Below are 332 nucleotides of genomic sequence, written 5' to 3'. Positions count from 1 at the left end.
ATAACACCGCTGAAAGCTTACTTGTTGCGTTAATTCTAAAAGCAGCAAGTTATCTTAATGAAACCAACCAAAGCACCAATAACGATATTCAAGTTACCATTAGCCAAGGCTTTGGCAGTTTAGTAACCCGCAACAACCAAAGCTACCGCCAATACCAGCACATAATCGAGATGCAAAAACTTGACACCGCTACCGCCGTTAATCGAGCTGATTTTTAATGCGCTTAACTTTTGCTCAAATTTTTGGAGAGGGAGCGTATCAAACACCGCAGATGCTTGTGATTCCCAAAGCTGGTTTGGGTTACAGTGGCAACTCTCCCCAAGCATTGCTAG

At 43.1% G+C, this 332-nt stretch carries 1 pseudogene; it reads left to right on the top strand.

The annotated features are described in order from the left end of the window. Nucleotides 1-218: pseudogene (locus AABK37_RS42035) on the top strand (hypothetical protein); the annotation flags it as partial. Between the last annotated feature and the right edge of the window lie 114 nt (nucleotides 219-332).

This window comes from Tolypothrix sp. VBCCA 56010 (assembly GCF_050875635.1).
Lineage (GTDB): Bacteria > Cyanobacteriota > Cyanobacteriia > Cyanobacteriales > Nostocaceae > Hassallia.
The sequence above is the reverse complement of the archived record's forward strand: the minus strand, read 5'-3'. Positions and strand labels throughout refer to the sequence as shown.